The sequence below is a fragment of the Agrococcus sp. SGAir0287 genome, from assembly GCF_005484985.1.
Taxonomy (GTDB): domain Bacteria; phylum Actinomycetota; class Actinomycetes; order Actinomycetales; family Microbacteriaceae; genus Agrococcus.
This window is the reverse complement of record NZ_CP027942.1, coordinates 1480243-1501124: the sequence shown is the minus strand read 5'-3', so window position 1 is coordinate 1501124 and position 20882 is coordinate 1480243. Positions and strand designations below refer to the sequence as shown.

20 protein-coding genes are annotated in these 20882 nt (G+C 73.2%); 8 read left to right on the top strand and 12 right to left on the bottom strand.

Going from position 1 to position 20882, the window contains the following annotated elements:
- Window positions 1-20: 20 nt before the first annotated feature.
- The gene (locus C1N71_RS07225; protein ID WP_137755774.1) at window positions 21-1271 is read left to right on the top strand and encodes a Gfo/Idh/MocA family protein; all 1251 of its coding nucleotides are present in this window, start codon (window positions 21-23) and stop codon (window positions 1269-1271) included.
- Window positions 1272-1289: 18 nt separating this feature from the next.
- Here C1N71_RS07225 and C1N71_RS07220 read toward each other — a convergent pair whose 3' ends face one another.
- The 3 genes from C1N71_RS07220 to C1N71_RS07210 form a co-directional block, all read right to left on the bottom strand.
- Window positions 1290-3116, bottom strand: a complete 1827-nt coding sequence (locus C1N71_RS07220; RefSeq protein ID WP_137755773.1) for a DEAD/DEAH box helicase — start codon at window positions 3114-3116, stop codon at window positions 1290-1292.
- 47 nt (window positions 3117-3163) lie between these two features.
- Complete coding sequence (locus C1N71_RS07215; RefSeq protein WP_175414141.1) at window positions 3164-4021, bottom strand: alpha/beta hydrolase; 858 nt, start codon at window positions 4019-4021, stop codon at window positions 3164-3166.
- A gap of 104 nt (window positions 4022-4125) precedes the next feature.
- Entirely contained in the window at window positions 4126-4722 is a 597-nt protein-coding gene (locus C1N71_RS07210; protein ID WP_137755771.1) for a biotin transporter BioY, read from the bottom strand.
- A gap of 114 nt (window positions 4723-4836) precedes the next feature.
- On the opposite strand from C1N71_RS07210, the gene pnuC reads away from it, so the two are divergent.
- The gene (pnuC, locus tag C1N71_RS07205; protein WP_137755770.1) at window positions 4837-5541 is read left to right on the top strand and encodes a nicotinamide riboside transporter PnuC; all 705 of its coding nucleotides are present in this window, start codon (window positions 4837-4839) and stop codon (window positions 5539-5541) included.
- A 4-nt stretch (window positions 5542-5545) separates the two neighbouring features.
- Here the strand turns inward: pnuC and C1N71_RS07200 are convergent, their stop codons facing one another.
- Genes C1N71_RS07200 through C1N71_RS07190 form a run of 3 tightly spaced genes read right to left on the bottom strand, consistent with a single transcriptional unit; the run spans window position 5546 to window position 8829 of the window.
- The gene (locus C1N71_RS07200; RefSeq protein WP_137755769.1) at window positions 5546-6403 is read right to left on the bottom strand and encodes an ABC transporter permease; all 858 of its coding nucleotides are present in this window, start codon (window positions 6401-6403) and stop codon (window positions 5546-5548) included.
- Entirely contained in the window at window positions 6400-7257 is an 858-nt protein-coding gene (locus C1N71_RS07195; protein WP_137755768.1) for an ABC transporter ATP-binding protein, read from the bottom strand. The genes C1N71_RS07200 and C1N71_RS07195 overlap by 4 nt, the downstream gene beginning before the upstream one ends.
- 45 nt (window positions 7258-7302) lie before the next feature.
- The gene (locus C1N71_RS07190) at window positions 7303-8829 is read right to left on the bottom strand and encodes a DHA2 family efflux MFS transporter permease subunit (RefSeq protein ID WP_137755767.1); all 1527 of its coding nucleotides are present in this window, start codon (window positions 8827-8829) and stop codon (window positions 7303-7305) included.
- A 196-nt stretch (window positions 8830-9025) separates the two neighbouring features.
- On the opposite strand from C1N71_RS07190, the gene C1N71_RS07185 reads away from it, so the two are divergent.
- Complete coding sequence (locus C1N71_RS07185) at window positions 9026-10636, top strand: ABC-F family ATP-binding cassette domain-containing protein (protein WP_137755766.1); 1611 nt, start codon at window positions 9026-9028, stop codon at window positions 10634-10636.
- A 31-nt stretch (window positions 10637-10667) separates the two neighbouring features.
- Entirely contained in the window at window positions 10668-11342 is a 675-nt protein-coding gene (locus C1N71_RS07180; protein WP_137755765.1) for a trimeric intracellular cation channel family protein, read from the top strand.
- A gap of 45 nt (window positions 11343-11387) precedes the next feature.
- On the opposite strand, the gene C1N71_RS07175 is transcribed toward C1N71_RS07180, so the two are convergent.
- Genes C1N71_RS07175 through C1N71_RS14945 form a run of 3 tightly spaced genes read right to left on the bottom strand, consistent with a single transcriptional unit; the run spans window position 11388 to window position 12705 of the window.
- The gene (locus tag C1N71_RS07175; protein ID WP_137755764.1) at window positions 11388-12206 is read right to left on the bottom strand and encodes an SURF1 family cytochrome oxidase biogenesis protein; all 819 of its coding nucleotides are present in this window, start codon (window positions 12204-12206) and stop codon (window positions 11388-11390) included.
- Window positions 12206-12445: a hypothetical protein gene (locus tag C1N71_RS07170; protein ID WP_137755763.1), complete on the bottom strand. Its 240-nt coding sequence runs from the start codon at window positions 12443-12445 to the stop codon at window positions 12206-12208. Before C1N71_RS07170 ends, C1N71_RS07175 begins: the two co-directional genes overlap by 1 nt.
- On the bottom strand, window positions 12442-12705 hold the full coding sequence (locus C1N71_RS14945) for a DUF3099 domain-containing protein (protein ID WP_175414140.1): 264 nt from the start codon (window positions 12703-12705) through the stop codon (window positions 12442-12444). The genes C1N71_RS07170 and C1N71_RS14945 overlap by 4 nt, the downstream gene beginning before the upstream one ends.
- 94 nt (window positions 12706-12799) lie before the next feature.
- Between C1N71_RS14945 and C1N71_RS07160 the strand changes: the two genes are divergently transcribed.
- On the top strand, window positions 12800-13504 hold the full coding sequence (locus tag C1N71_RS07160; protein ID WP_137755761.1) for a beta-ketoacyl-ACP reductase: 705 nt from the start codon (window positions 12800-12802) through the stop codon (window positions 13502-13504).
- Window positions 13501-14685, top strand: coding sequence for a benzoate/H(+) symporter BenE family transporter (locus C1N71_RS07155; protein ID WP_137757251.1), 1185 nt, complete (start codon window positions 13501-13503; stop codon window positions 14683-14685). The genes C1N71_RS07160 and C1N71_RS07155 overlap by 4 nt, the downstream gene beginning before the upstream one ends.
- Window positions 14686-14827: 142 nt before the next feature.
- Here the strand turns inward: C1N71_RS07155 and C1N71_RS14940 are convergent, their stop codons facing one another.
- The 3 genes from C1N71_RS14940 to glgC form a co-directional block, all read right to left on the bottom strand.
- Window positions 14828-16213 carry an HNH endonuclease signature motif containing protein gene (locus C1N71_RS14940; protein ID WP_175414139.1) on the bottom strand — a complete coding sequence of 462 codons (1386 nt, stop codon included), beginning with the start codon at window positions 16211-16213 and terminating at the stop codon, window positions 14828-14830.
- 625 nt (window positions 16214-16838) lie between these two features.
- The gene (serB, locus tag C1N71_RS07145) at window positions 16839-17492 is read right to left on the bottom strand and encodes a phosphoserine phosphatase SerB (RefSeq protein WP_137755759.1); all 654 of its coding nucleotides are present in this window, start codon (window positions 17490-17492) and stop codon (window positions 16839-16841) included.
- Window positions 17489-18727 (bottom strand): glucose-1-phosphate adenylyltransferase, encoded by a 1239-nt coding sequence (gene glgC, locus C1N71_RS07140; RefSeq protein ID WP_137755758.1) that lies wholly within the window; start codon window positions 18725-18727, stop codon window positions 17489-17491. The genes serB and glgC overlap by 4 nt, the downstream gene beginning before the upstream one ends.
- Window positions 18728-18803: 76 nt before the next feature.
- Between glgC and glgA the strand changes: the two genes are divergently transcribed.
- A complete protein-coding gene (gene glgA, locus C1N71_RS07135) occupies window positions 18804-20000 on the top strand; it encodes a glycogen synthase (protein WP_137755757.1) in 1197 nt (398 codons plus the stop codon).
- Window positions 20001-20057: 57 nt separating this feature from the next.
- Entirely contained in the window at window positions 20058-20840 is a 783-nt protein-coding gene (locus tag C1N71_RS07130) for an ABC transporter ATP-binding protein (protein WP_137755756.1), read from the top strand.
- Window positions 20841-20882 lie beyond the last annotated feature (42 nt).

Genomic DNA, 20882 nt, shown 5'->3' with positions numbered 1-20882 from the left:
AGGTCCGAAGGAGGATCCCCATGGCAGAGCGCTCCGTGCTCGGCGTCGGCATCGTCGGCGCCGGCTTCATCGGCGAGTTCCACGTCCGCTCCTGGAGCGGCGTGCGGGATGCGGACGTCGTCGCCGTCGCATCCCGGACCCGCGAGAGCGCCCAGCGCCTCGCGTCGCTCGCCCAGGAGCTGGACGTCGGCTCGGACGTGACGGTGCACGACGACGTGCGCGCGCTCGTCCGCGATCCTCGCGTCGACGCGGTGTGGCTGCTCACGCCCAACGACACGCGCGTGGACGTCGTCCGCGCGATCTGCGACGAGGTGCGGGGTGGCGCCGCGCTGCGCGGCATCGCGATCGAGAAGCCGCTCGGTCGCACAGTGGCAGAGGCCCAGGCGATCCTCGACCTCGTGGAGGACGCCGGCCTGCTGCACGCGTACCTCGAGAACCAGGTGCATGCGCCCGCCATCACGCGCGCGCACGAGCTCGTGTGGCGACGCGGCGCGGCGGAGTCCGGCTCCCCGTACCTCGCACGCTGCGCCGAGGAGCACTCCGGTCCGCACAAGGCGTGGTTCTGGGACGGCGTCAGGCAGGGCGGCGGCGTGCTCTCGGACATGATGTGCCACTCGGTGGAGGCCGGCCGCTACCTCCTGACCCCGCCCGGGGTGGACCCCGCGGACTGGCTGCGTCCCGTGTCGGTCACCGCGAGCATCCAGTCGCTCAAGTGGGGCAGGCCCGCGTACGCCGAGCGGCTGCTCGAGCTCTACCCGGGCGCACCCGACTACCGCGAGCGCCCCAGCGAGGACTACGCCCGCGCGGCGTGGGAGTTCGTCAACGGCGACGGCGAGATCGTCATCGCCGAGGGCACGACCTCGTGGAGCCACGTGGGCGCCGGTCTGCGCCTGTCGTTCGAGCTGCTCGGTCCCGAGTACTCGATGCAGTCGGACACGCTGCAGACGGAGTCGCGCGTCTTCCTCTCCCGCGCCCTCGGGCAGGGGCAGGGCGAGGACATGCTCGAGAAGCAGAACGCCGAGCAGGGCCTCATGCCCGTGGTCGCCGACGAGGCGGCGACGTACGGGTACACCGGCGAGAACCGCCATGTCGCGGCGTGCTTCCTGCGGGGTGAGCAGCCGGCCGAGAGCCTGCGCAACGGCGTCGCCGTCGCCGAGCTGCTCATGGCGGCCTACCTCTCGGCGCAGACGGGGGAGACCGTGCGGTGGCCCGTCGACCTCACGGACTTCGTGCCGGACGTCGCGCAGGGCACCTGGAACCCGCGCCGCTGACGCGGCGCGGGTCCGGCGTCAGTCGCGGCGGTGCCGCGGCCTGCGCTCGTCGCGGTCGTCGCGACGCGGGCGGTCGTCGCGGTCGCGACGCGGTCGATCGCCGCGATCGTCGCGGCGAGGACGGTCGTCGCGGTCGCGGCGCGGGCGGTCGCCGCGCTCCGGTCGGCCGCCCGTATCGACGCGGATGTCGATGGGCTTGCCGAGGATGCGCGTGTCGGCGAGACGGCCCAGCTGCTCCGCGGAGAGCTCGGGCAGCTCGACGAGGGTGAAGTCGAAGCGGATCTGGATGCGCCCGAAGTCGTCACGCCCCAGGCCGCCCTCGTTGGCGAGCGCGCCGACGATCTGACGCGGCTCGACGCGGTTGCGCGACCCGACGGCGAGTCGATACGTCGTCGCGCCGGAGGGGGATCGGCGCTCGCGCCGCGGGCCGCGGTCGTCGCCGAGCTCGTCGCGATCGCGCGGCGTGCGACGCTGCGGCCGCAGGGCGACGTCGTCCTGCTCGTCGAGGAGCATCGGCGTCGGACCCTGCGCGACGACCGCGAGCGCGGCGGCGACGTCGACGTGCGGCACGTCGTGGTGCTCGACGTAGTGCGCGACGATGTCGCGGAAGCGGTCGATGCGCGCGGTCTCGTCGAGCGCGGCCGTGATGGCGTCGTCGAACTTCGACAGCCGCGACGCGTTCACCTCGCCCGCCGAGGGCATGGGGATCTCCTCGACCGTGCCGCCGGTCGTGCGCTCGATCGCCCCGAGCATCCGGCGCTCGCGCGGCGTCACGAAGCTGATCGCGTCGCCCGAGCGGCCGGCTCGGCCCGTCCGGCCGATGCGGTGCACGTACGACTCGGTGTCGATCGGCAGGTCGTAGTTCACGACGTGGCTGATGCGCTCCACGTCGAGGCCGCGCGCGGCGACGTCGGTCGCGACGAGCACGTCGAGCGCGCCCGAGCGCAGCTGCTCGATGGTCTTCTCGCGCTGCGGCTGGGCGACGTCGCCCGAGATCGCCGCAGCGGTGTAGCCGCGAGCCCGCAGCCGCTCGGCGACCGTCTCGGTCTCGGAGCGGGTGCGGACGAAGACGATGGCGCCGTCGAACGGCTCGACCTCGAGCACGCGCGTGAGCGCCTCGAGCTTCTGCTGGTACGAGACGAGGATCGCGCGCTGACGGATCGTCGCCGACGTCTTCGCGCCGCCCTGCACCGAGATCTCCTCGGGGTCGCGCAGGTGCTGCTGCGAGATCGCGCGGATCTGCCGCGGCATGGTGGCGGAGAACAGCGCGACCTGCTTGTCCTCGGGCGTCGCGGCGAGGATCTGGTCGACGTCCTCGGCGAAGCCCATCCGCAGCATCTCGTCGGCCTCGTCGAGCACGACGTGCGTGAGCCCCGACAGGTCGAGGGTGCCCTTGTCGAGGTGATCCATGATGCGGCCGGGCGTGCCGACGACGACGTGGACGCCGCGACGCAGCGCCGACAGCTGCACGCCGTACCCCTGGCCGCCGTAGATGGGCAGCACGTGCACGCCGCCGAGGTGCGCGGCGTAGCGCTCGAAGGCCTCGCACACCTGCACGGCGAGCTCGCGCGTCGGCGCCAGGACGAGCGCCTGAGGGGATCGGTTCGCGACGTCGACGGCGGCGAGCACCGGCAGCGCGAAGGCGGCGGTCTTGCCCGTGCCGGTCTGCGCGAGGCCGATGATGTCGCGGCCGGCGAGCAGCGTCGGGATCGTCGCGGCCTGGATGCTCGAGGGGGTCTCGTAGCCGACGTCCGCGAGCGCCGTGAGGATCTCGGGCGGCAGGCCCAGGTCTGCGAACGTCACGCGCTCGGCGTCGGCAGCCTCGGTGGGCTCTGTGTCGGTCATGCCCTCAAGCGTACGAGGCGCCACGGATCCCGAGCGCCACGTGCCCGTCACCCCAGCGCCGGCTCCTCCAGCGTCGCGGCGAGGAACGCGAGGATCTCGTCGCGCACGTCGGGCTCGTCGAGCAGCCCGATCGAGTGGCGCTCCGAGGGCACGACCGCGAGCCGCACGGGTGCGCCGACGTCCTCGAGCGCGGCGACGAAGGCCTCCGCCTGCTCGAGCGGGATCATCTCGTCGTCGCCGTGGACGACGAGGAAGGGCGGATCCGTGGCGTCGGCGAAGGTCGCGGGGCTCGCGAGCGGAGCGGCCGGGCAGTCGTCCAGGTCGTCGCATCCGAGGTACGCGAGCTGCCGCTCGACGAAGTCGTCGCGCACGTTCGCGCCCGTGAGGTCGAGGGGTGCGGACATCGTCACGACCGCGGCGACGCGCGCGCCCGCATCCCACGCGCCGGTTCCTGCCGTGCCGAGGAGCGAGACGAGGTTGCCGCCCGCCGACCCGCCGAACGCGCCGATGCGGCCCGGGTCGATCGCGTAGGTCGCGAGCGTCTCGGGCGAGCGCAGCCACGTCAGGGCGGCCGTGACGTCCTCGATCGCGGCCGGGAAGGGATCGGCCGGTGCGAGGCGGTAGTCGACGTTCGCGACGACGTAGCCGGCGCGGGCGAGCCACGCGCACGTGTCGCGCCAGTGCGGCTCGGTGCGGCTGCCGCGCGCCCACGAGCCGCCGTGCACGAGCAGGATGGCCGCGCGATCGACGCCGGCCTCGCCACGCGGGAGGCACAGGTCGATGCGCTGCGTCGGATCGGCGCCGTAGGCGATGGCGTCGACGATCGTCACGCCGCTCGCGTCGCGCGCGGGGGCCGACGCACGATCGCGCTGCAGCGTCGGCAGCAGCACGGCGCCCGTCGCCACGAGCGCCGCGACGACGCCCGCCGCTACGGCGGCGAGCAGGCGCGCGCGAGCGCGCCGCGACCCCGACCCCGACCCCGACCCCGACCCCATCCTGCGAGCTCGGGCTATGCGTCGCGACGAGCGTCGAGGGCGCGCACGCCCTTCCACGCGAGCGGCAGGATCGCGGCGGCGATGAGCGCCTTCACGATGCCGCCCGGGATGAAGGGCACGAGGCCCCAGGCGAGCACCTGCTCGAGCGAGCCGCCCGTCGCGGCGGCGAGCCACGGCAGGCCGATGGCGAACGTGACGACGGTGCCGGCCGTCATCGCGATGGCGGCGCCGAGGAATCGGCGATCCCAGCGGCGCTCGGCGAGCCATCCCGTGAGCGCGGCGGCGAGCACGAAGCCGACGATGTACCCGCCCGTCGGACCCGCGAGCACGGCGAGGCCGGACGACTGCTCCGAGAAGATCGGCAGCCCGGCGGCACCGAGGAGCGCGTACACCGACAGCGACGCGGCGCCGCGCAGCGCGCCGAGCGACGCGCCGACGAGCAGCACCGCGAGCGTCTGACCCGTGACGGGCACGGGCCACAGCGGGATCGCGACCTGCGCCAGGAGCGCCGTCAGCGCGACGCCTGCGCCGACGAGCGCGACGTCGGTCACGACGGATCGGCGTGCGACGAGACGGTCGGCGAGCACGGCGGGGGCGGCGATCGAGGTCATGGGGCGCTCCAGTCGTCGGGACGGTTGCACCGAGCATAGGGTCACGCGCACGCGTGCGTCGGCACGTGACGCGCGCATGCCGCGCTGCGGGGTGCGCCGTGCCACGCTGGTGCCGTGGATCCGCTCGCCTGGCTCGTCGACGCCTACACGGCGCAGATCCCGCTGCCCGGCGGCCAGTCGCTGCTGCTGCGCGAGGTGCTCGGCAACGTGTTCGGGCTCGCGAGCGCGCTCGGCGGCATGGCGCGTCGCGTGTGGGCCTGGCCCGTGGGCATCGTCGGCAACCTCCTGCTGCTCAGCGTCTTCGTGGCCTCGCTCGTCGATCCCGCGCACTCGCTGCCCGCGCTGCTCGGGCAGGCGGGCAGGCAGGTCATGTTCATCGCAGTGTCCATCTACGGCTGGGTGCGCTGGCGGCAGGCGCGCTCGGGCGGCGGGCAGATCGTGCCGCGCTGGGCGAGCTGGCGCGAGCGCATCGGCATCGTCGTCGTGCTGCTCGTCGGCACGGTCGCGCTCACGCCGATCTTCACCGCGCTGGGCTCGTACGACCCGGTGTGGGCGGATGCGTGGACGTTCGTCGGCTCGCTGCTCGCCACGTACGGCATGGCGAAGGGCTGGACGGAGTTCTGGCTCATCTGGATCGCGGTCGACGTCGTCGGGGTGCCGCTGCTCGTGTCCGCGGGCTACTACGCGACCGCCGCGATGTACGTGTTCTACGGCGTCTTCACCGCCGTCGGCTTCGTCGTCTGGTGGCGCGCGCAGGGGCGCAAGCCGGCGGTCGAGACCCTGATGCCGGATCCGCGACTGCAGGACGACGGCCGCTGAGCCCTCAGGTGCGGCGGATCCAGCGGAACGTCAGCCGCACGGCGACGAGGCCGACGACGAACCAGATGCCGAGCACGAGCGCCACGCCCTCGAGGTTCCACGTCCCGCCGACCTCGAGCGTCCGGTACGAGTCCGGCAGGAGCGCCGCGCGCATGCCGAGCGCCATCCACGACACCGGCAGCGCCTGCGACGCCTGCTGCATCCACTCCGGCAGCTGCGAGAACTGGATGAAAATGCCCGATCCGAACTGCACGACGAGCACGATCGGGATGATGACGGCGGTGGCGCTGCGACCCGTGCGCGGCAGCCGCGAGAGCGCGATGCCGAGCAGCGCGCTCGTGACGGTGCCGAGCACGAACACCCACGCGAACGTCGTCCACGCGCGAACGCTCGTCGGCAGCACGACCCCGAAGACGAGCACGCCGACGGCGACGAGCACGATCGCCTGCGCGAGCCCGGTGACGAAGGCCTGGCCGAGCTTGCCGATGAGGAAGGCCACGGGCGGCATCGGCGTGCCCGCCAGGCGCTTGAGGGTGCCGTTCGTGCGCGCGAGCGCGAGGTCGACGCCGAGGTTCTGCACCCCGGAGAGCAGGATGCCCGCGGCGAGCATCGCGGGCAGGTAGTACTCGGCCGCAGCGATCTCCGTCTCGCCGCCTCGGCCATCCGGGAAGGTCATCGTCTCGAAGACCGAGGCGAAGATGCCGAGCAGGAGCACCGGGAACAGGAACGTGAAGAAGACCTGGTCGTGCTGGCGGAAGTACGCGCGAACCTCGTAGCCGACGCGGCCGAGCGCGATGCGGGTCGTGCGTGCGACGCCGCCGACCGACAGGGCCCTCGGCACATCGCGGCGCACGGCGGTCATGCTCGCAGCTCCGACCGGTCGCCTGCGACGATGCCCAGGTAGACGTCCTCGAGGCTCGGGCGCACGACCTCGAGCGCCTCGGGCTCGCCGAGCCGCGCGACGAGCGCGGCGACGACCGCGGCGGGCTCGTGCGTGCGCTGCTCGTGCACGCGGTCACCCTCGCGCCAGCGCACGATCGGCACGCGCGCCTCTGCGCCGCCGATGGCGTCGGGCGCGCCCTCGGCGACGACGCGGCTCTCGGCGATGACGACGATGCGGTCGGCGAGGTGCGCGGCCTCCTCGAGGTAGTGCGTCGTGAGCAGGATCGTCGTGCCGTCGTCCTGCAATCCTTGGATGAGCGACCAGAACTCGCGGCGCGCCTCGGCGTCGAAGCCCGTCGTCGGCTCGTCGAGGAACAGCAGCCGCGGTCTGCCCACGATGCCCATGGCGACGTCGACGCGACGCTGCTGGCCGCCGGAGAGCGACGCGATGCGGCGACCGGCGTGCTCCTCGAGGCCGACGGCGGCGAGCACCTCGTCGACGTCCCGCGCGCGGGGGTAGAGCGCTGCGAGGGCGCGCAGCTCCTCGCGCACGGTGGCGACCGACGCCTCGCCGCTCGACTGCAGCACGATGCCGAGTCCCGCACGCCACGCGGCGCCCGCGTGCTGCGGATCCTCTCCGAGCACCCGCACGTCGCCGCCAGAGCGCACCCGGTAGCCCTCGAGGATCTCGATGGTCGTCGACTTGCCCGCACCGTTGGGGCCGAGCAGGGCGAGCGTCTCGCCCTCGTCGATGTGCAGGCTCACGTCGTCGAGCGCGACGACGCCGCCGTAGGACTTCCGCAGGTGCTGGACGTCGACGAGGCGATCGGGCATGGAGTCAGCGTGCACCGTCGGGCTGTGCGTTCTCGAGGCCCGGGCTCAGTCGGCCGCGGCGACGGCGGTGCTCGCCGCATCGTCCTTCGCGAGCGCCGGCGCGGCACCGATGCGCGGTCGGGCGAAGCACAGCGCCGCGACGACCCCGAGCGCTGCGACGGCAGCGGGCACGAGCAGCGCCTGGCCGAGCGCGCCGGCGATCGGCCCGGCGACCTGCGCGGGTACCGTGCCCGCGAACGCGCCGCCGGACACCTGCTCGCCGGCGCCGGGCCCGACCTCGGCGTCGATGCGCCACGTCATGGCAGCCGCGATGGCGGCCGATCCGATGACGGCGCCCATCTGCCGCACCGTGTTGTAGACGCCGGAGCCGGCGCCCGCGACCTGCGGGTCGAGGCTGCGCGTCGCGACGATGCCGAGCGGCCCCCACACGAAGGCGCTCGAGACGCCCATGAGCGCGCTGGGCAGCAGCAGGAGCCACACGTCGACCTGCTGCTGCACCCACAGCCCGTACCAGGCGACGGCGCCGCCGATGCCGAGGATGCCGGCGGCCGTGAACAGGCGCGGGTCGCGCGCCTGCAGGAATCGGCTCGCGACGGGGGAGAGGAGGCCCGACCCGAGGGCCGTGGGGATGAGGAGGAGCGCCGACTGCGTCGGCGTCAGGCCGCGGACGCCCTGCGCGTACAGGAAGATCGGCACCGCCATCGCCGTGACGACGAAGCCGACGCACGCGATCGCGATGCTCGCGAGCGAGAAGTTCCGGTCGCGGAAGATGCCGAGCGGCACGAGCGGCTCGCGCCGGTTGCGCGCCTGCCAGACGACGAAGGCCCCCAGGAAGACGACGCCGGCGACGATGACCCCCACGAGGGGCACGTCGAGCCCGAGGATCGGCATCGTGCCCCAGTCGTAGGTCTCGCCCTCCTGGATGCCGAAGACGACGAGGAACATGCCCGCAGCGCTCAGGACGACGCCGAGCCAGTCGAAGGAGTGGGCGTGCAACGGCAGGCGCGGCACGAGCCGCGTCACGAGCACGAACCCGACGACGCCGACGGGCACGTTGATGAAGAAGATCCACTCCCATCCGAGCGCGTCGACGAGGGCACCGCCCAGCAGCGGGCCGACGAGCAGCGCGACGCCCGCGACGCCGCCCCACAGGCCCATCGCCGCACCGCGCGCGTTCGGCGCGAACGTGCGCATGATGACGGCCATGGTCTGCGGCGTCATGAGGGCTGCGCCGAGCCCCTGCACGACGCGAGCGACGATGAGCACCTCGATCGTCGGTGCGAGACCGCATGCGAGCGAGGCCGCGGTGAACAGCGCGAGCCCCGCGAGGTAGACCGGGCGGGGGCCGAAGCGGTCGCCGAGCCTGCCGGTGACGAGCAGCGGCACGGCGTACGCGAGCAGGTACGCGCTCGTGACCCAGATGACCGCATTGATGCCCGCGTCGAGCCCCGCCATGATGTGCGGGATCGCGACGGACACGATCGTCGAGTCGACGAGGATCATGAAGAACCCGATGACGAGCGCCCAGAGCGCAGGCCACGGGGATCGGGTGGGCTGAGCCGTGTCGGTCATGTCGGATCCTCCTCGCTGGTGGCGTGGGGGACGGATGCGCGCCGCACGGGCGCACGCGCCCTCGCCTGCACGAGCATGGCACCACCCGGCGACATGCACCACGCCGCGCCGATCGTCGTCCCCTCCCGGCTCGGTATGCTGGATGGCTGGCCACCGTCGGCCGCAGCCACCCGCTCCCGACCCGCTGGGCACCGCCATGATCTCCGTCACCGACCTCGAGCTCTCCGTCGGCGCGCGCACGCTCATGTCCGGCGTCACGTTCCGCGTCGAGCGCGGCGACAAGATCGGCCTCGTCGGCCGCAACGGCGCGGGCAAGACGACGATGACGAAGGTGCTCGCCGGCGTCTCCGACGATCGCGACGGCCACGACTTCTCCGGGCGCATCGAGCGCTCCGGCGAGATCGGCTACCTCCCGCAGGATCCGCGCTCGGGCGACCCGAGGCAGACGGCGCGCACGCGCATCCTCGACGCGCGCGGCATCGGCACGGTGCTCGAGGAGATGCGTGCCGCGACCGAGCGGATGGCGGCGGGCGGCGCCGAGGGCGAGCGGGCGATGAAGGCGTACTCGCGGCTCGAGGACACGTTCCTCGGCCTCGGCGGCTACGCGGCCGAGGCGGAGGGCGCCGCGATCGCCTCGAACCTGCAGCTGCCCGAGCGCATCCTCGACCAGCCGCTCGAGACGCTCTCCGGCGGTCAGCGCCGCCGCATCGAGCTCGCGCGCATCCTCTTCTCCGGCGCCGAGACGATGATCCTCGACGAGCCCACGAACCACCTCGACGCCGACTCCGTCGTGTGGCTGCGCGAGTTCCTCAAGGGCTACGCGGGTGGCCTCGTCGTCATCAGCCACGACGTCGACCTCGTCGAGGAGACCGTGAACCGCGTCTTCTACCTCGACGCGAATCGGCAGGTCATCGACATCTACAACATGGGCTGGAAGCACTACCTGCGGCAGCGGGAGGCGGACGCCGAGCGCCGCAAGCGCGAGCGCATCAACGCGGAGCGGCAGGCGGGTGCGCTGCAGCTGCAGGCGGCGAAGATGGGCGCCAAGGCGACGAAGGCCGTCGCCGCGAAGCAGATGGCGAAGCGCGCCGAGCGCCTGCTGTCTGGCCTCGAGGAGGTGCGCGCCGACGACAAGGTCGCCAAGCTTCGGTTCCCGAAGCCCGCGCCGTGCGGCCGCACGCCGCTGCAGGCACGCGACCTGTCGAAGTCGTACGGCTCGCTCGAGATCTTCTCCGCCGTCGACCTCGCGATCGACCGCGGCACGAAGGTCGTGGCGCTCGGCCTGAACGGCGCGGGCAAGACGACCCTGCTGCGCATCCTCGCCGGCGTCTCGGAGTCGGACACGGGCGAGATCGAGCGCGGCCACGGCCTCCGGATCGGCTACTACGCGCAGGAGCACGAGACCCTCGACGTCGACCGCACGGTGCTGCAGAACATGGTGTCGGCGGCGCCCGACATCACCGAGACCGAGGCGCGGCGGGTGCTCGGCTCGTTCCTCTTCACCGGCGACGACGTGCACAAGCCCGCCCGCGTGCTCTCCGGCGGCGAGAAGACGCGCCTGAGCCTCGCGACGCTCGTCGTCTCGTCGGCGAACGTGCTGCTGCTCGACGAGCCGACGAACAACCTCGATCCCGCGAGCCGCGAGCAGATCCTCGGCGCGCTCGACTCGTACGAGGGCGCCGTCGTGCTCGTGAGCCACGACCCCGGCGCCGTCGAGGCGCTGCACCCCGAGCGGGTGCTCATCATGCCCGACGGCACCGAGGACCACTGGAGCCCCGAGTACCTCGAGCTCATCGAGCTCGCGTGACCCGTCGGCCTGCGGCGCCTAGGGTCGTGTCGTGATCGACGGCTGGCTCGGCATCGTGCACGCGGTGCTCGTCGGCCTCGGCGTGCTCGCGTTCGCGATCTCGGGCGCGCAGCTCGCGGCCGAGCGGCGCATGGACGTCGTCGGCATGGCCTTCCTCGCCGTCGTGACCGCGACGGGCGGAGGCATGCTGCGCGACCTGCTCGTCGGCCGCACGCCCGTCGTGCTCGTCGACGTGTGGATGGTCGGGGTCGCGCTGCTCGGCGCGGCGATCGTGTTCGCGCTGCACCGCTGGATCGCGCACCTGGCGCGCCCCGTGCTCGTCTTCGACGCCATCGGGCTCGGCATCTTCTGCGTCGAGGGCACGATCGTGGCGATGGATGCGGGCATCGGCCCCGTGGGCGCCGCGATCGTCGGGATGCTCACGGGCGTCGGCGGCGGCATCTTGCGCGACGTGCTCGCGAACGACATCCCCGCCGTCATGCGCCGCGAGTCGCGGCTCTACCTTCTGCCGGCGCTGTCGGGCGCTGCGCTCACGGCCGCGCTCGTCGAGCTCGGCGCCGCGTCGACGTGGGTGCTCGTCGGCGTCGGCGCGGGCGTCATCGCCTTCCGACTCCTCGCGGAGCGCTTCCGCTGGCGCGTGCCGGCGCTGTCGACGACCGTGCTGCCCGTGGTGACGCGCGACGCGCCACGCGACGACGTGCGCTGATCCGGCCCGGGCGCCGCGCAGACGTCGCGCAGTTCCGGGGCCGGCTCAGCGCTCGACGCCGTCGAGGATGGCGTCCTCGACGTCGGCGTCCGACTGCCGCCTGCGCCCGCGCGGCTCGCGCGGCTGCTCGTCGAGCTCCGCGTCGCCGCGCGCCTCGCGCCGCAGCGCCCAGCCGAAGCCGACGAAGCCCATGATCGCGAAGACGAACCACTGCAGCGTGTACGACAGGTGCGGCCCCTCGTCGAGCACGGGCCTCGCGAACGGGGCGACGCCGTCGGCGACCTGGCCGTCCTCGGTGACGAGCAGCCCGTACGCGCCGGTGTACACGGGCTCGTCGTGCGTCTCGGCGATCGCATCGAGGTCGACCGAGGCGATCTGCCCCTCCGGGGCGCCGCGACCGGCGATCGCGCCCTCGTCCTCGCGCAGTCGCGCGACGATCGTCACCTCGCCCTCGGGCGGCGCGGGCACGGCATCCGGTGCGGCGGAGGTGGAGCCCGGCGGCACCCATCCGCGGTCGACGAGGAGGATGGCGCCCGCGTCGGTGCGGAACGGCACGACGACGTCGAAGCCGACGGCGGTGTCGCGCACGCGACCGCGCAGCAGCAGCTGCTCGTCGACGAGGTACTCGCCCGTGACCTCGACGACCGTCCACTGCTGGTCGATCTCGTAGTCGTCCGGCTCCTCGAGCACGTCCTCGAGCGGCACGGCCGGCTCGTCGTAGTTGGCGTCGAGCCTCGCGATGGCGGCGAGCGCCTCCTCGCGCCGATGCCACTGCCAGGTGCCGAGCGCGACGCAGACCGTCGCGAACAGCACGACGAGCGCGAGGTAGCCGAGCCAGCGACGCGTGCGCAGCAGGGCGAGCATCAGCCGACCCGCTCCACGCGCGTGCCGAAGGGTGCGACCGTCACCGGCATGTCCCGGCTCTCGAGCCAGGCGCGCAGGTGCTCGCGGTGCTCGTCGCACGCCGCCCACTCCTTGACGCGGGAGGCGTCATGGATGCGCGGGTTGCGCCATGCGATCGTCCACGCGGCCGCGGCACGGCAGCCGGCCGACGAGCACGTCGCCGACGCCTCGCCGTCGCGGCCGAGGTCGAAGATGCTCACGACTCGATCTGCCTGCGCGTCACACGATCGGTCTTCGTGCCGAGCTGGCTCGACGCGTTGGCGACGACGACGGCGATCCACGGGATGACGACGGCGACGACCGCCGGGATGAGCTTCCACCAGTCGGGCACGACGATGAACAGCACGATGCAGACCAGGCGGATGCCCATCATGAGCAGGTACGCCCGCGTGCGCCTGCGTCGATCCTCCGTCGGCGACACCGGCAGGTCGGTGATGGACGGCTCGTCGTGATGCTGCATGGTTCCCCGTCGCCAAGCGTACGCCTGGCTAGGGTGGTCGATGACGCCCTTGCCCCCCGGCGTCGGATGCGCTTCCCCCTCGAGAGGTACCCCCATGTCCCGCACCGTGCTCGTGACCGGCGGCAACCGCGGCATCGGCCGCGCCATCGCCGCAGCCTTCGTCGAGGCCGGCCATCGCGTCGCGGTGACGGCGCGCTCCGGCGAGGGCCCCGAGGGCACGCTCACCGTGCGCGCCGACGTCACGGACGCCGCCTCGATCGACGCGGCGTTCACGCAGGTCGAGGCCGAGCTCGGTCCCGTCGAGGTCGTCGTCGCCAACGCCGGCATCACGCGCGACACCCTGCTCATGCGCATGAGCGAGCAGGACTTCTCCGACGTCGTCGACACGAACCTCACGGGCTCCTTCCGCGTCGTGCAGCGCGCGTCCAAGGGCATGCTGCGTGCGCGGTTCGGCCGCGTCATCCTCGTCTCGAGCGTCATCGGCCTCTTCGGCGGCGCGGGGCAGGCCAACTACGCCGCGTCGAAGGCGGGGCTCGTGGGACTCGCCCGCTCGATCACCCGCGAGCTCGGCTCACGCGGCATCACGGCGAACGTCGTCGCTCCCGGCTTCATCGAGACGGACATGACGGATGCGCTGCCCGCCGAGCAGCAGGCGCAGTACAAGGCGCAGATCCCGGCCGGGCGCTTCGCGAGCCCCGAGGAGGTCGCGAAGGTCATCACGTGGCTCGCCTCCGACGACGCGGCATACGTGTCGGGCGCCGTGATCCCCGTCGACGGCGGACTCGGGATGGGGCACTGACCGCCCAGCCGCGCGGCCCCTGGTCCACGCCGGTCGCCGCCGGCATCGTCTCGGGCCTCGTCGGCTTCACCTCGGCGTTCGTCGTCGTGCTGCAGGGGCTCGCCTCGGTGGGCGCGTCGGCCGACGAGGCCGCGTCGGGCCTCCTCGCCGTCACGGTCGCGATGGGGATCGCGAGCATCGTGCTCGCCGTCTCGACGCGCATGCCCGTCACCGTGGCGTGGTCGACGCCCGGGGCCGCCCTGCTCGTGTCGACGGGCGTCGTCGACGGCGGCTGGCCCGCCGCGGTCGGGGCCTTCCTCGTCGCCGGCGCGCTCGTCGTGCTCACGGGGCTCGTGCCATGGCTCGGGCGCGCGATCGCGGCGATCCCGACGTCGATCGCGCAGGCGATGCTCGCGGGCGTGCTGCTGCAGCTGTGCCTCGGCATCGTCACGGGGCTCGCGGCCAATCCGCTGGCCGTCGCGCCCGTCGTCGTCGTGTGGATCGTCGCGCTGCGGCTCGCGCCGCGGTTCGCGGCTCCGCTCGCGTTCGTCGCGGCGGCGGTCGTCATCGGGATCCACCTCGTCGCATCGGGCGCCGCTCCCGCGGCCGCCGAGCTCGCACCGCACGTCGCGATCACGGCACCGGCGTTCACGCTCGCCGGCGTCGTCGGGATCGCGGTGCCGCTCTTCCTCGTGACGATGGCATCGCAGAACGTGCCGGGCGTCGCCGTGATGCGCGGGCTCGGGTTCGAGGTGCCGTGGCGTCGCTCGATGCTCGTCACCGGCGTCGGCACGATGGTCGCGGCGCCGATCGGCGGTCATGCCATCAACCTCGCCGCCATCTCGGCCGCCCTCGCAGCCGGACCGGACGCGGGGGAGGACCGCTCGCGGCGGTGGCTCGCGTCCGTGTCGTCGGGCACGCTGCTCGTCGGCCTCGGCATCGGCTCCAGCGCCCTCGCCACCCTCGTGGGGCTCGCACCCGCGGGCGTCGTCGCCGCCGTCGCTGGCCTCGCACTGCTCGGAACGCTCGCGTCGTCGCTCCACGCTGCGCTCGAGGACGCCGCCGACCGCATCCCCGCCGTCGCGGCATTCGCCGTCGCCGCGTCCGGCATCGCCATCGCCGGCGTCAGCGCCGCCTTCTGGGCGCTCGTCGTCGGCATCCTCCTGCGGCTCGTGCTGCGCGGATGGCGTCGCGAGGGCTGAGGACGCCGGCGCGCGGTGACGGCTGCTGCGCATCACCGCACAGTCGCTCGGCACCGTCAGGACGACACCCCTCGGCGCCGCACGGCGTGCGCGTCAGGTCCGCACGTCGTCCGCAACGTGTCGTGCGGCGCCGCGCTGGCGGCTAGAAGGTGGTGTCGGCGTCCGTGGCGGAGGTCGGTGGTCCCCATGCGTCGTCGGCTGCGATGGCCGCGGTCGACTCGGATGCGTCGGTGAAGGTGGGTCCGGTGGGTGGTGGTCGGTCGAGGTAGGTGCGGCCGGCTGGTGATCGCCAGTGCAGCTCGCCGGGTCGGGGTTGGTGGACGGTCCAGGCGGAGGCGTGCTTGAGGGTGTGGTGGCGTCGGCAGAGGTGGGCGAGGTTGCCCAGTGCCGTGGTGCCGTCGTGGTCCCAGGCGATGGTGTGGTCGAGGTCGGCGGTGTGGGCGTGGGCGGCGCAGCCGGGGAATCGGCAGTGCTGGTCGCGGGCGATGAGCAGCCGGCGTTGGGCGGCGGTGGGCTGGTAGGTGTCGACCTCGAGCACGGTGCCGCGGATGGGGTCGGTGAGCAGCCGCTCCCAGGTCGCGGCGACGCCGGCGAGGATGCGGGCGGTCTCCGCGTCGATGGGCTGGTCGCCGTCGAGGCTGGCGGGTGCGTCGTCGTGCCCGGTCAGGGTGGTGACGGGGATCGTGACCTGCACGACCGGGCGGATCGTCGAGAGCAGACCAGCACGCGCGACCCCGGCGCCGCCGTGCTCGAGTCCTCCGCTGCCCGCCGTGCGCTCGATGGACGGTGCGCCGGTGCCGGTGAGGAGGAGCTCGCAGAATGCGTCGGCGCGCCATTGGTCGATGGTGCGCGGGTCGTCCTTGGGCTTGGTGCGGGCGCCGGCGCGGAGGCGGTGGTCGATGCCGTGCGCGAGGATCGCGGGGACGTAGGCGCCGATCCACGCCATCCCGTCGTCGGCGGGTTCGATGGTCACGCGTCTGTCGTCGCGGGCGGCGCGGTGGCGGTCGACGAGCGGCTCGGCCAGTTGCGCGTCCGCTGCCTTCCGTGCGGCCTTCGCGACTCGGGCGGGCGTGGTCGTCTCGGCGAGGGCGACCATGCGCTCCTCGTAGGCGGCGCGCTGCTCCGCGGTGACGTCGGTGGATGCGAGGACGGAGCCGGCCTCGGTGATCGCGCGGACGTGGCCGCGTCCGATGCGGCCGTCGGCGAACGCGTCGAGCACGAGCGGCCACGTTTCGACCAGGTGCATCGCGTCGCCGATCTGCCGCTCGATCGTGCGATCGGAGACGCGTGCGTGGACGCCGATCTCGGCGGCGATGGCTCGCACCTCCATCGTCGACCGCTCGCTCGAGGCACCCCCGGCACGCTCCATGGCGAGGTGCCCAAGCGAGGCGAGGAGCCGCAGCTCGTAGGCTTCGAGCGCCTGCCTGCCGGAGCGGAGCGCGGCGAGCTGGGAGAGGGCGTTCGCCTCGATCGCGGCCAGCGCGGCAGGGTCGGGACCCGGTGCCGTGCCGTCGATCTCCTGCGCCATGACCCGACTCTGCCAGCGACCACCGACACGGAACCCCCGGCGCGGATGGCCGGTTCGGGAGGGTCGGTGCTCCTTTCGAGGCTCGCTGCGCTCGCACCTCAAGGAGCGGGTGGGCAGGCTGCTCGAGTCGGCCCCCAGGGTTGGGTAGGCCGGGTCGGGTGCTCCTTTCGAGGCTCGCTGCGCTCGCACCTCAAGGAGCGGTGGGGGACGCTCCTGCGCAGCCATGCGCGTGGTCGCGTCGGGCGGGCGGGTCGCGGGGTCTCGTGACGGCTCCTCGCCCAAGGGCTCGGGGCCTCCTCGACCAGCTGCTGGGGGAACCACCCACGATGGGGACGCCGCCCACCCGCAGCTGGTCGAGGAGCGCGCGAGCGAGAGCGAGCACGCGTCACGAGACCACGCGACCGCCGCACCCGCCCGGTCATGCGGGTGGTCGCGTTGAGCGGGTGGGTCGCGTGGTCTCGTGACGGCTCCTCGCCCAGGGGCTCGGGGCCTCCTCGACCAGCTTGTGGGACCACCAAGATCGGAGATGCCATCGCTTCTGACGAGCGGCCGACGCGCGCCCTCGACGTGATCCGGAGGGCCTCGACGTGATCCGGTGGGCCTCGCCGACGGTCGGACGCGCCGGCTACGGGGCTGGCTGCGTCGAGGGCTCGAGCAGCGCGAGCACGCGACGGAAGTCCGGCTCGTCGACGTGCACCGCGACGCGCTCGCGCACCACGGGCTTCGCGCAGAACGCGACGCCGATGCCCGCATCCTCGAGCATGAGCAGGTCGTTCGCGCCGTCGCCGATCGCGACGGTCGCGGTCAGCGGCACGCCGTGCTCCTCGGCCCAGCGGTGCAGCGCCTCGCGCTTCGCCGCCGCGTCGACGATCGGCCCCACCGTGCGGCCCGTGAGGTGCCCGCGGTCGACCTCGAGCCGGTTCGCGAGCGTGCGGTCGAGCCCGAGCCGCTCGGCGAGCGGGTCGAGCACCTCGTGGAAGCCGCCGGACACGGCGCCGACGATGCCACCGGACGCGTGCACCGCCTCCACGAGCTCGACGACCCCGTCCGTCACGGTCACCGAGCGCGCCACGTCGTCCAGCACCGTCGCCGGCACGCCCTCGAGCATGCGCACGCGCTCGACGAGCGACGCGGCGAAGTCGAGCTCGCCGAGCATCGCCCGCGTCGTCACCGCCTCGACGTGCCGACGCGCGTCCGGTCCGACGGCGTCCGCGATCAGCTCGATGACCTCGTCGCGGATGAGGGTGGAGTCGACGTCGGTGACGACGACTCGCCTCACGCGAGCACCTGCTCGCCCTTCGGCACGGTGACGATGCCCGTGTCCGACACGGCGAAGCCGCGTGCGCGGTCGTGGTCGTGGTCCACGCCGATCTGCACGCCCGGCCCGACGACGACCTCCTTGTCGAGGATCGCGCGACGCACGACGGCGCCCGCGCCGATGTGCACCTGGTCGAACAGCACGGCGTCCGACACCGACGCACCCGAGTCGACGCGGTTCCACGGCGCGAGCACGCTGCGCACGACCGACGCGCCCTGGATGACGGAGCCGGACGACACGATGGACTCCACGACCTCGGCCGGGCGCCCCTGCTCGTCCCGCGTGAACTTCGCCGGCGGCTCGTTGTACTGCGCGGAGTAGATCGGCCAGCGACGGTTGTAGAGGTTGAAGATCGGCAGCGCCGCGATGAGGTCCATGTGCGCGTCGAAGAACGACTCGATCGTGCCGACGTCGCGCCAGTAGTACTTGTCGCGATCGGTCATGCCGGGCACGGTGTTCGACGCGAGGTCGTAGAAGTACGCCTCGCCGCGCTCGACGAAGTACGGCACGATGTCGCCGCCCATGTCGTGGTTGGAGTCCTCGAGGTCGCCGTCCTCGCGCACCGCCTCGACGAGCGCGTCGGCGTCGAACACGTAGTTGCCCATCGAGGCGAGCACCTCGTCGGGGGAGTCGTTGAGCGGCTTCGGGTCGCTCGGCTTCTCGCGGAACGCGTCGATGCGCCCCGAGCCGTCCGCCGACTCCTCGATGATCCCGAACTGGTCGGCGAGCGCGATCGGCTGGCGGATGCCGGCGACCGTCATGCGCGCGCCGGACGCGACGTGCGCCTCGATCATGTCGCGGAAGTCCATGCGGTAGACGTGGTCGGCGCCGACCACGACGACGATGTCGGGCTTCTCGTCCTTGATGAGGTTGAGGGACTGGAGGATGGCGTCGGCCGACCCCTGGAACCAGCGCTTGCCGAGCCGCTGCTGCGCGGGCACGGACGCGACGTAGGAGCCGAGCTGCGGCGCCATGCGCCACATCTGCGAGATGTGGCGATCCAGCGAGTGCGACTTGTACTGCGTGAGCACGACGATCTGGCGCATTCCCGAGTTCACGAGGTTCGACAGCGCGAAGTCGATGAGCCGATACGTGCCGCCGAACGGCACCGCGGGCTTCGCCCGGTCCACGGTGAGGGGCATGAGCCGCTTCCCCTCGCCACCGGCGAGGACGATCCCGAAGACCTTCTTGTCCATGACACGAACCTACCGGGCGCATCCTGCGGATGGCAGGGCCGTCGCGGGTGCGGTACGGGCCGCGTACGCTGACGGGATGCGCGTCGATGTCGTGACCAAGGAGTACCCGCCGGCGATCTACGGGGGCGCGGGCGTGCACGTCACCGAGCTCGTGAAGGCGCTGCGTCGCGACACCGAGGTGCAGGTCCGCTGCTTCGGCGCTCCGCGCGGCGAGGCCGACGTGACGGCCTACGACGTGCCCGCCGAGCTCGCCGAGGCGAACGCGGCGCTGCAGACGCTGAGCGTCGACCTGCAGATCGCGGACGCCGTGGCCGGCGCCGACGTCGTCCACTCGCACACCTGGTACGCCAACGAGGCGGGCAGGCTCGCGCAGGAGCTGCATGGCATCCCGCACGTCGTGACGGCGCACTCGCTCGAGCCGCTGCGTCCGTGGAAGGCCGAGCAGCTCGGCGGCGGCTACCGCATCTCGAGCGACGTCGAGCGACGCGCCTACGAGGCCGCCGACCGGGTCATCGCCGTCTCCGACGGCATGCGCGCCGACATCCTGCGCTCGTATCCGACCCTCGACCCCGCGCGCGTCGTCACGATCACGAACGGCATCGACCTCGACGCCTGGCACCGCGTGGAGGACCCGGATCGGGCGCGCGAGCTCGGGATCGACCCGGACCGCCCCGCCGTCGTGTTCGTCGGTCGCATCACGCGCCAGAAGGGCCTGCCGTACCTGCTGCGCGCCGCGCGCTCGCTGCCGGAGGAGGTGCAGCTCGTGCTGTGCGCCGGCGCGCCCGACACCCCGGAGATCCTCGCCGAGGTGCGCGGCCTCGTCGACGAGCTGCGCGCGACGCGCGACGGCGTCGTATGGATCGACGAGCAGCTGCCGCGCGCCGACATGCTCGTCGTGCTGAGCCACGCGACGACCTTCGTGTGCCCGAGCGTGTACGAGCCGCTCGGCATCGTGAACCTCGAGGCCATGGCGTGCGGCGCCGCCGTCGTCGGCTCGGCGACGGGCGGCATCCCCGAGGTCATCGACGACGGCGTCACGGGCGTGCTCGTGCCCATCGACCAGGTGCAGGACGGCACGGGCACCCCCACCGACCCCGACCGGTTCGTCGCCGACCTCGCCGAGGCGCTCACGCGCGTCGTCGCCGACCCGGAGGCGGCGCGACGCATGGGCGAGGCCGGGCGCGCACGGGCCGCCGAGCGCTTCGACTGGGGCCGCATCGCCGACGAGACGCGCGCGCTGTATGAGACGGTCGTCGCCGAGCGCTCGCGCTGACGCGGCGCGCGGGTCCGTTGGCGGGCGTCGTCGAGCGGCGCGGATAGGGTCGAGGGCATGACGCGTGTCCTCGACCTCGACGACGTCAGCGTCGTCCGGAACGGCAACCGCATCCTCGACTCGGTGCGCTGGAGCGTCGACTCGAGCGAGCGCTGGGTGATCCTCGGGCCCAACGGCGCGGGCAAGTCGACGATCCTCGCCCTCGCGTCGGCGTCGATGCACCCGAGCTCTGGCACCGTCGAGGTGCTCGGCGAGCGGCTCGGCCGCGTCGACGTCTTCGAGCTGCGCACGCGCATCGGCATGGCCGCGACGAGCCTGGGCCGTCGCATCCCGCCGCACGAGACCGTCGGCAACGCGGTGCTCACCGCCGCGTACGCCGTCACTGGCCGGTGGAACGAGCGCTACGAGTCGGTCGACCTCGACCGCGCCGCGCTCGTCATGGAGGACTGGGAGCTGTCGCGCCTGTCGAAGCGCGCCTACGGCACGCTGAGCGACGGGGAGCAGAAGCGCGTGCAGATCGCCCGCGCCGTCATGACCGACCCCGAGCTCATGCTGCTCGACGAGCCCGCCGGCAGCCTCGACCTCGGCGCGCGCGAGGGCCTGCTGCGCTCGCTCGCCGAGTACGCCGCGAGCCCGCTCGCGCCCGGCCTCGTCATGGTGACGCACCACGTCGAGGAGATCCCGCCGGGCTTCACCCACGTGCTCCTGCTGGCGGATGGTCGCGTGTCGGCTGCAGGGCCGATCAGCGAGGTGCTGACGGATGCCGCGCTCACGACCGCGTTCGGCACGCCGCTGCGCGTCGCGCGCGACGGCGAGCGCTACACGGCGCGCGCCGCCTGACCCGCCGGAGCCGACGCTCGACGCGCCGAGGACGGCCTCCCC